This window comes from Halapricum sp. CBA1109 (assembly GCF_009741825.1).
Taxonomy (GTDB): domain Archaea; phylum Halobacteriota; class Halobacteria; order Halobacteriales; family Haloarculaceae; genus Halapricum.
The window spans coordinates 1-9,156 of the sequence record NZ_WPCA01000115.1 but is presented as its reverse complement, the minus strand read 5'-3'; the positions used below and the strand labels follow the sequence as shown (position 1 = coordinate 9,156).

Below are 9,156 nucleotides of genomic sequence, written 5' to 3'. Positions count from 1 at the left end.
CGCGCGTTCGCCGACGAGACCGACGACTGGCGGGCCGCAGTCGAGCGGTTGCCCCGTCGACTGGGCTACGAGCGGTCGATCTGTCAGCGGCTGGCCGAGAACGGCGCCGACGGCCCCGAGGCGTTCCGGGACGCGCTGGAGGCGCTCCCGACGAACCTCCAGACGCTGTTCGTCAACGCCGCCCAGTCGTACGTGTTCAACCGCGTCTGCTCGGAGCGGCTGGCCCGGGGGCTTCCCTTCGACGAACCGGTCGAGGGCGACGTGATCTGCTTTCAGGACGACGACGCGCCCGAGGGGTTCGCGCTGCCCGACGCCGACCGGACGCAGGTGCTCTCGGGGAGTCGACTGCGGGCCGGCCGCCGACACGTCGACCGCGGGCGGGCGTTCGTCACCGCGCCGCTGGTCGGCACCGAGACGACCTTCGGCGAGGGGGAACCGGCCGAGATAGTCCGCTCGGTGCTAGAGGACGTGGGCATCGAGCGCTCCGATTTCGACCTGCCCGACGCCTTCGAGTCGACCGGGACCCGGCGGGCGATACTGGTCCGCACTGCACTCGACGTCGAGCGCGACCCGCTGTCGTTCTCGTTTTCCCTCCCCAAGGGGTCGTACGCGACGGTGTTGTTGCGGGAGTATCTGCAGAGCGACCCCGCCGAGATGGCCTGACCGGCCGTGGAGCGAGGGGATGAATCGTCCGGCTTAACCCCGAGGAGGCCCCACAGACTGGTATGGAGTGTCGGCAGTGTGCGTCGCCGCTCGACCGCCCGGGCGACTACTGTCTGGTCTGTCGGACCGGCAACGCCGACACCGTCGTGCTGGATCTGGGCCGCGAGCGAGCCACGGTCGCCACGCTGTTCGAGGAGGACGTCGTCGGCGAGCGGACGGTCACCACGACGCCCGAGGACGGCGACGAGACGGGCGTCGTCGAGTTGCGCAACTTCGCGGCACAGATAGCCGACGAGGTCCGCCGCAAGCGCCCCGAGGAGGTCTACGCCACTGGCGACCGCGAGGTGCTGGACGAGGTCCGGGGACAGCTACACTTCCCCTTTTACCGCGTCCGGGCGGCCGACCCCATCGACCACGTCAGAGAGCGCCGCGGCGAACCCGCGCTGGACGTCGTCGACGCCGCGCCGCCGGAGAAGATAGGCGGCAGCCACTCGACGCTGATCGGCGGCCGCGAGGGCAAACGCGCCATCCACACCGTCGCCGGCCACCCCCACGTCAAGAAGGTCATCCCAGGCCCTATCGACGCCGGCGGGTCGGGGTCGCGCACGGGCGTCCGGGCGAAGGCGACCCGCGCGGGCGATGACGGGAACGTCCGTCTGCTGATCCGTGACGGCTCTTCCGTTCAGGAGAACCGTGTCGTCACGACCGCCGGCGACCGGGAACTGGGCGAACACGTCCGGGCGGACCTCAACGAGGCGCTGGTCGACGCCGAACTGCAGGGCTGAGTAGGTGTCGACGACGGCCGTGAGCGCCCCAACTCGTAGGACTTATGAACGCGCTGGCGCGAGAGTACAGTACTATGGCCGAACAACGCACCGGCAGCGACGGTCGCTTCGGGGCCCGCTACGGGCGCGTCGCACGCCGCCGCGTCGCGGAGATCGAAGCGGAGATGAACAAAGACCACGCCTGCCCGGAGTGTGGCGAGAAGCGTGTCGACCGACAGGGCACGGGCATCTGGGAGTGTGGCGCCTGCGGGTACACCTTCACCGGCGGCGCGTACAAGCCGACCACCCCGGCCGGCAAGACGGTCCAGCGCTCGATCCGCGCGGCGCTGTCCGAGGACGACAACTAACTGCCTCCAGCCGTACTACTACATATGAGCTACAAGTGTTCTCGCTGCAAGCGTGACGTGGAACTCGACGCCTACGGCGGTGTCCGGTGTCCCTACTGTGGCCACCGCGTGCTGCTGAAAGAACGGTCCCCCGACGTCAAAGAGATCCACGTCGAGTAGATGGACCACGAGGCCGTCCTCACCTTCGAATACCTCGACGCCCAGCGTGCACGCTCCGTCGAGCGCAGCGTCCGCGTCGAGGCCGGCGACATCGAGGGCGACCGCACCGAAGCGACCGTCGACCGCGAGGGCGCGACGCTGACGGTGACTATCGCCGCGGCGGACCTGACCGCGTTGCGGGCCGGCCTCAACACGTGGTCGTCGCTGGTCGGCGTCGCCGAGCGGTGTGCCGGCGCGACGGCTTAAGTACCTCCTCCTGCAAGGGCGCCTATGGACACGCTCCCACCGGTCGGTCTCGGGACGATGGGTGTCGAGGACCCGTCCGTCGTCGAGACGGCGCTTGACGTGGGGTATCGCCACCTCGACACGGCACAGATATACGAGAACGAGGCCGTCGTCGGGGAGGGACTGGCCGCCAGCGGCGTCCCCCGCGAGGACGTGACGCTGGCGACGAAACTGTGGATCGACAGCCTCGCGCCCGAGGACGTCGCGGCGGGGACGCGGGCGAGTCTCGACCGCCTCGGCGTCGAATCGGTCGATTTGCTGTACGTCCACCGGCCCCGCGGCGGCTACGACCCCGAGGGGACGATGGCCGCACTTGAGGACGTCCTCGATGCGGGCCTGACCGACGCCGTCGCGGTGAGTAACTTCACGCCCGCACAGTACGAGGCGGCCGCGGCGCACCTCGACGCGCCACTGCTCGCCAATCAGGTGGAGTTTCACCCCCTGTTTCGGCAGGAGCGGCTGCTCGACCACGCCGCCGAACACGACTACACCGTCGTCGCGTACTCGCCGCTGGCCGGCGGCGAGGTGTTCGAGATACCCGAACTGCAGGCCATCGCCGAGAAACACGACACCACCGAGGCGGCCGTCTCGATAGCGTGGCTCTGCCAGTACGACCGCGTCGTGACGATACCGAAGGCTTCCAGCCGTGAACACCTCGAAGCGAACCGCGCGGCGGCGGACCTGACACTCGACCCCGAGGACGTCGAGCGCATCGAGGGAATCGACCGCGAAGTCGAGCTGTTCCCGGAGTGACCGGTCGACGAAAAGGTGGGTTTAACAGTGCGGGTCTCTACGGGATGAGTATGCAAGGAAATCTGCCGCCCGAGGCACAGGAGAAACTCGAGGAACTGCAGGACCTGCAGGAGACCGCACAGCAGGTCGCCACACAGAAGGGCCAAGCCGAGACCCAGCTCGCCGAGGCCGAGAGCGCGCTCGAAGCGCTCGAGGACATCGACGAGGACACCGGGATGTACCGACAGGTCGGCGAACTGCTCGTCGAGAGCGAGTACGACGAGGCCTACGACGACCTCGAGGAGAAAGTCGACGACCTCGAAGTCCGCGTCGAGACCCTCACGAAACAGGAGGAGCGCGTCCAGGACCAGTTCGAGGAGCTCCAGAACGAGCTCCAGCAGATGCTGGGCGGCGGCGGTGGCGGCGGTCCGATGGGCGGCCCCGGCGGCGACTGAGCGATGCCCACCGACGAGGAGGTAGTCCAGACCGCCGCGCAGGCGGCCGAAAACGTCGTTTTCTCACGACTCGACCGCTCGACAGTCGAGGATCTAGACGTCCGGGTGACCTTCGAGGACGGCGTCCTCGAAGTGGACGTCTACCTCGACGCCGGGGACGCCGACGCCGACCGGGTGGCCGACGACGCGGCGTTGGCCGCCCGCGGTGCCGTCGACGACCTGTTCGCGGAGTGAGGGCGGACCCTGACCACGCAGGGGTCCGGACCAAATCTTTATCGCCTCGCCTCCGATAGCATACAAGAACCACATGGGGCGTGACGACCGAGCACGGCTACTCGCCGTCTCTCCGGACGGCCGACTCGACGAGATAGCGGCGACTCTCAGGTCGGTCGGTCACACCGTCGACACCGTCGCCGACATCGGGGCGGCCGTCGACGCCGCCGAGGCGGACGCCTACGACGGTGTGATCGTCCTCGACGCACCGGCGACCGAGGCTGCCGACGCCTTGGACGGTCCCACGCAGGTCCGGCAACTGGACGTGCTCACCGGGTTGCCGGTCGTCGTCTACACGCCGGAATCGGGACAGGAAGCGCTGATACGGTCCTTCGAGGCCGGGGCGACGGACGTCTGTCGCGTCCCGCCCGAGCGGACGGAACTGCTGGACCGGAAGATCAGTTACGCCGTCGGCGTCGGCGGGGCCTTCGACGACGAGCGAAACCAGCTCCGCTCGCTGTTCGACACCTACCCCGAGGACCTGTTCATCAAAGACGAGTACAACCGGTTGGCCAACCATACCGGCAAGGCCGACCACCTCGAGCACCTCGACGCCGAGTGGTACACCAACCTCTCGGACTACGAGTTGTTCCCGCCGGAGTTCGCCGACTTCCTCTACGAGGAAGAGCGGGCCGTCGTCGAGAACGAGAGGGTGATCACCGACAAGATAGAACACTTCCGGACGCCGACGGGACAGGACCGGTGGGTGTCGACGACCAAGGCGCCGCGGTACGACGCGGACGGCAACGTCGTCGGCATCGTCGGCGCGTCCCTGGAGGTGACCGACGTCAAGCGACAGGAACGGCAGTTGGCGGCCCTCTCGACGGCGTCGCGGTCGCTCACGCGCGCCGAGACGCGGGACGGTATCGCCCAGTCCGTCGTCGACATCGCCACCGAGATCAGTCCGCTCCCGCGCGTTCAGGTCGCCTACACCGACGACACAGGGGCGCTGTACCCGCCCGTCAGCGGGACGGAACAGACCGATCCGCTCGCCGCCGCGCCGCCGTTTGAGACACACGAGCAGTGGTACCACGCGGCTGTCGAAGACGGGTCGTCGGTACTCGCGGTGCCGCCGGGGACGGACGTGCCGTCCCTCGAGGAGGACGTGAGGGTCGAACGGACCGACGACGTCTCGGTCCCGGGGCTGTTCATCCCGCTGGGCGACCACGGCGTCATCGGGTTCGTCACCGACGGCGGCCCGCTCGACGGGTTCCCGATCGAACTCGCGCAGGTGTTGGCCGCCAACGCCCAGGCTGCGCTGGAACGGGTCGAACGGCAGCGCCAACTCGCCGAGACGACCGACCGATTCCGGGAGTTCACGCTGCTTGGCTCCCACGAACTCCGCAACCGCATCCAGACCGTCTTCGGGCAGATAGCGCGCCTGAAAGACGACCCGGACGGAGACACCGTCGCCGAACTGGAGTCGACCGTCGAGAGCGTCGACCGGTTGGTCTCCCAACTCGTCACTCTCGGCCAGACGGGGAGCGTCGCCACCGCGACCCAATCGGTCGACTTGGAGTCGGCCGCCGTCGACGCGTGGACCCGGATCGACCCCGACACGGCGACGCTCGTCTGCGAGGAGTTGCCGACGATACAGGCCGACCCGAGTTCGCTCGTCGAACTGCTGGACCACCTGCTTGAGAACGCCGTCGAACACGCCGGGTCGGGCGTCACCGTCACCGTCGGGTGGCTCGAGGACGACCGCGGATTCTACGTCGCCGACGACGGGCCCGGGATGTCCTCGGAGATGGTCGAACGGGCCTTCGACATCGATTGGGACGCCGCCGCCCGCCGCTCTGGCTACGGGCTCTACGTCGTCTCCACCATCACCGACGCCCACGGGTGGGCCGTCGAGATAGACGACGCGGCCGACGGGACGCGACTGGAGATACGCGGCGTCACTCGCCTGTCGTGAGCCACCGGACCGATACCGCTACTGTCGACCTCGAACAGTCGGACGACTACTGTTCGACTAGCCGTCGGAGTCGGTCGCGCCCGCCGGTGGAAAACGGGACGCCGTGGCCCATCGCCGCGGCCGCGAACGGCGGCGCCACGTCGGCCAGTCGCTCGATACTCGACCCGACTTGGGCCGTGTCGTCGCTCATCGCCCACGGCGAAGGGACCAGTTCCCCGTCGGCCTCGCGGACGAGGTCACCGAGGAAGGCGACGCCCAGCGATTCACTGACGTAACAGACGTGGCCGGGCGTGTGCCCCGGCGTGTGGTAGGCGGTGAAGGGGCCGATTTCGTCGCCGTCCTCGACGGTCCGGACCTCGCCGGTCGGCGCGTCGAGGAAGGGGTAGGTCAGTAGCTGTGAGAAGGACTTCCGACCCGTCCAGCGGGGGCGCTCTCGCCGGGCGACCAGCGGCGCGTCCGCCGGTCCAACGTACACCGGGGCGTCCAGTCCGACGATGCGGCCGAACCCGCCGACGTGGTCCAGATCGAAGTGCGTCAGGAGGACCCGGTCGACGTCCGATGGCGTGTGGCCCATCTCGTCGAGGGCGGCCGCTATCCGCCGGCCGTCGAACGGCGTTCCGGTGTCGACGAGTGTCACCGTCTCGCCGTCGTCGACGACGTAGGCGTTGACGCCACGGCACTCGACCCAGTGGACGCTGTCGGTCAGTCGCGTTCTCATACCTCATCCTACGACCACCGGACTCAAAAACTACCCCGTCAGTCCCAGCCGCGACCGAAGGAACGAGGCGGCGGTCTTAGCCTTCGACGGCGACGGATCGCGCGCATCTCGTCGTCGGTCAACTCGAAGTCGAACACCGCGAGGTTCGCTTCGAGGTGGTCGCGGCTGGTCGCCTTCGGGATGGTGGCGACCCCTTCCTGCTGGAGCAGCCACCGCAGCGCGACCTGCGCGGCGGACTTGTCGTAGCGGTCGCCGATGCGTTCCAGTAGCGGGTCGTCGATGACGCCGCCGTGACCCAGCGGGCTGTACGCCGTCACCATCACGTCGTGGATACGGCAGTAGTCCAGCAGCGGCGTCTGGTCCCAGAATGGGTGGTACTGGACCTGATCGGTGAATATCGGCTCCGGGCTGGCCTGCCGGGCAGCGTCCAGTTTGTCGACGTCGAAGTTGCTGACGCCGACGTGTCTGACCAGTCCCTCCTCGACGAGGTCAGCCATCGCCGACAGCGTCTCGGCGTGGTCGGCCGAACTGAGGTAGTTCGGCTGGTGGATCAACAGCAAGTCGACGTAGTCCGTCTTCAGCTTGCGGAGGCTCTCGCGCGTCGACTCGACGACGCGCTGGTAGCTCCGGTTGCGGGCGTCGAGTTTCGTCGTCAGGAAGATGTCCTCGCGGGCCACGTCGGCCGCGCCGATGCCGTGGCCCACCTCGGCCTCGTTGCCGTATGCCTGTGCGGTGTCGACGTGTCGGTACCCCATCTCCAGCGCCGTCGTCACGGCCTCCCGGCAGTCCTCGCCGGTCAGTCGCCACGTGCCGAGTCCGAGCGCCGGAACGTCGACGCCCTGTACGGTGACGTAGTCCATACGGCCGCTATGGGCCGCCCGCTGAAAACCGTCGCGGCGTCGACCGGACCTACCGCTCTAGGACCGCCCCGCCGGCGCCGACGGCCACGTCGACGTCACCGCGAACGACCGCCTTCAGGTTCGCGCCGCTGGGCGTGGCCTGCTGTCGCCACTCGCTGCCGTCGTATCCGTAGACTGCCCCGCCGCCGCCGACAGTGTAGCCGTCGGCATCGGCGTCGGTGACTTCGATGTCCCGCAGGCCGGCATCGCCCGTATCGGCCTTGATCCAGCGGCTCCCCGTCCAGTGGTAGACGATGCCGCCGCCGCCGGAGACCCACACGTCGTCGAAGCCGTCGCTGTCGACCCCGTAGAGGTTGACGTTCGCGTCCGCGATGCCGAGTCTGTCCCAACTCGCGCCGTCGCGCGTGTAGAACACCGACTGGTTGCCGTCGACGATGTGGCCGCTGCGGTCTTCGAAGAAGTCGACGGCGTTGATTGCCGACCCGGACCCGGGCGTGGTGTAGTCCCACGACCCGGTCGCACCGTTCTCGTAACTGAAATACATCTTCCCGGAGTCGCCGGCGACGTAGACGTTGGCCTCGCCGGCCTCGCCGGTCACCGAGACGTCGTTGAAGTTGTTGGTCACGTCCATCGGCGCCGAGTGGTCGACCAGTACGCCCGATTCGACGTCGTACTCCCCGATAGCGCCCGAGGAGCCGACGAACCACAGGCGCTTGCCGTCGTTGGTCACGTCCGCGCCGTAGAGGTTGTTGCCGTTGCCGGTCGGCCCGCCGTCGAGGACCTTTCGGTAGCCCTCCGGGGTCCGTTCGAGGACGACGCCGCCGCCCCCGACGGTGTACACGTCCGCGGCCGTCGTCTCCACGTCGTAGAGCGTGTTGCCCGTGGGGGACTCCACACTCGTCCACTGTTCTCTCTCGGCGGCGGCGCCCGGCACCGCGGCGATGGCGGCCGCCACACCCGCTGTCTTGAGCACGCTCCGTCGAGAGTGGGTCGTTCGAACCATCGCATCCGGTTGTACTGGTGGCTGATACTTAGTGGACGGAGACGTTTCAGACGATTCACGCGATTCACGACGATTTAGACTGCTTTCCCGTCGCTGTCTTGCGGTCGTAAAACGAGACAAAATTCTGAAAATCCAGCAAAACGAGCCAAACTATAGTAAATATCGTTGATAGGTGTCCGGGGTTGATGTGGTCGGGGTGCGTAGACAGGAGTGGGTCGCGCCGGGCCCCGACTCGACGACCGTCGGTGGACCGTACCCGCGTGACCCGGCTGGTACTGGTAGACAGTACCGTGCCGGTGGGTCGTCCGCCGGTATCGGTATCGACTGCCGCCCGGCGGTCACCTCCTCGGCCGCCGGGTCGGTCCCCGCCTCGACGGCGCGGGAACGAGCGACGCGACCGGCTCCCCAGCGGTCGCTACTCGCTCGATACGACCCTCCGCACGCTCCCACCCCTCTCCACTTCCGTTCCACTCGACTCACCGACGCCGTCGTTCCATCCACCGCGGGTCGCCACGCCGTCGCGGCGGCCTCACTCGCCGCCGCGTGCGGCGAGGCCCGCGAGGTGGCCGGCCTGTTCGGTGATTATCTCCTCGGTGCCGAGCCGTGCCGCCGCCTCGCTGCCCGGCAGGCAGAACACAGGCACGCCGTCGGCGATGCCGGCGGTCGCTCTCGACCCGACTACCTTCGTCCCGATGTCCTCGAAGGAGAGCCGCCGGAACAACTCGCCAAAGCCCGGGAGTCCCTTCTCGAACAGCGGTTCGACGGCGTCGACGGTCACGTCGTCGGGCGTCACGCCCGTCCCGCCGGTGGTGACGACGATGTCGACGTCCTCGCGGCCGACCAGCGCGTCGACGGCCGACTGGACGTTGTCGTAGCCGTCCCGGATTATCTCGCGTGTCGTGACCTCGTCGCCGTTGGCCCGTAGCGCGTCGGCGATGGCGTCGCCGGCGGCGTCGTCCTC

At 68.3% G+C, this 9,156-nt stretch carries 12 protein-coding genes and 1 pseudogene; 9 read left to right on the top strand and 4 right to left on the bottom strand.

The features are described from left to right. The 9 genes from truD to GJ629_RS12020 form a co-directional block, all read left to right on the top strand. Positions 1-663, top strand: a 663-nt coding sequence (truD, locus tag GJ629_RS12060; protein ID WP_157513285.1) for a tRNA pseudouridine(13) synthase TruD, incomplete at its 5' end; no start/stop codon positions are given. 62 nt (positions 664-725) lie between these two features. After that, entirely contained in the window at positions 726-1,448 is a 723-nt protein-coding gene (locus GJ629_RS12055; protein WP_157513284.1) for a DUF2103 domain-containing protein, read from the top strand. A 74-nt stretch (positions 1,449-1,522) separates the two neighbouring features. Further along, positions 1,523-1,795 (top strand): 50S ribosomal protein L37ae, encoded by a 273-nt coding sequence (locus GJ629_RS12050; RefSeq protein ID WP_157513283.1) that lies wholly within the window; start codon positions 1,523-1,525, stop codon positions 1,793-1,795. A gap of 24 nt (positions 1,796-1,819) precedes the next feature. Next, positions 1,820-1,954 carry a DNA-directed RNA polymerase subunit P gene (locus GJ629_RS12045; RefSeq protein ID WP_157513282.1) on the top strand — a complete coding sequence of 45 codons (135 nt, stop codon included), beginning with the start codon at positions 1,820-1,822 and terminating at the stop codon, positions 1,952-1,954. Next, a complete protein-coding gene (locus GJ629_RS12040) occupies positions 1,955-2,200 on the top strand; it encodes a KEOPS complex subunit Pcc1 (protein WP_157513281.1) in 246 nt (81 codons plus the stop codon). Positions 2,201-2,224: 24 nt separating this feature from the next. Next, positions 2,225-2,992, top strand: coding sequence for an aldo/keto reductase (locus GJ629_RS12035; protein WP_157513280.1), 768 nt, complete (start codon positions 2,225-2,227; stop codon positions 2,990-2,992). A 50-nt stretch (positions 2,993-3,042) separates the two neighbouring features. Continuing rightward, positions 3,043-3,426 (top strand): prefoldin subunit beta, encoded by a 384-nt coding sequence (locus GJ629_RS12030; protein ID WP_157513279.1) that lies wholly within the window; start codon positions 3,043-3,045, stop codon positions 3,424-3,426. A gap of 3 nt (positions 3,427-3,429) precedes the next feature. After that, the gene (locus tag GJ629_RS12025; protein ID WP_157513278.1) at positions 3,430-3,660 is read left to right on the top strand and encodes a DUF3194 domain-containing protein; all 231 of its coding nucleotides are present in this window, start codon (positions 3,430-3,432) and stop codon (positions 3,658-3,660) included. Between the two features lie 73 nt (positions 3,661-3,733). Continuing rightward, a complete protein-coding gene (locus GJ629_RS12020; protein WP_157513277.1) occupies positions 3,734-5,614 on the top strand; it encodes a PAS domain-containing sensor histidine kinase in 1,881 nt (626 codons plus the stop codon). Positions 5,615-5,660: 46 nt separating this feature from the next. On the opposite strand, the gene GJ629_RS12015 is transcribed toward GJ629_RS12020, so the two are convergent. The 4 genes and pseudogenes from GJ629_RS12015 to GJ629_RS12000 form a co-directional block, all read right to left on the bottom strand. Continuing rightward, complete coding sequence (locus GJ629_RS12015) at positions 5,661-6,332, bottom strand: MBL fold metallo-hydrolase (protein ID WP_157513276.1); 672 nt, start codon at positions 6,330-6,332, stop codon at positions 5,661-5,663. A gap of 30 nt (positions 6,333-6,362) precedes the next feature. Then, a pseudogene (locus GJ629_RS12010) lies at positions 6,363-7,192 on the bottom strand (aldo/keto reductase). Between the two features lie 49 nt (positions 7,193-7,241). Next, positions 7,242-8,195, bottom strand: a complete 954-nt coding sequence (locus tag GJ629_RS12005) for a twin-arginine translocation signal domain-containing protein (RefSeq protein WP_157513274.1) — start codon at positions 8,193-8,195, stop codon at positions 7,242-7,244. A gap of 529 nt (positions 8,196-8,724) precedes the next feature. Continuing rightward, on the bottom strand, positions 8,725-9,156 hold a 432-nt coding region (locus tag GJ629_RS12000), incomplete at its 5' end, for a molybdenum cofactor biosynthesis protein B (protein WP_197428581.1).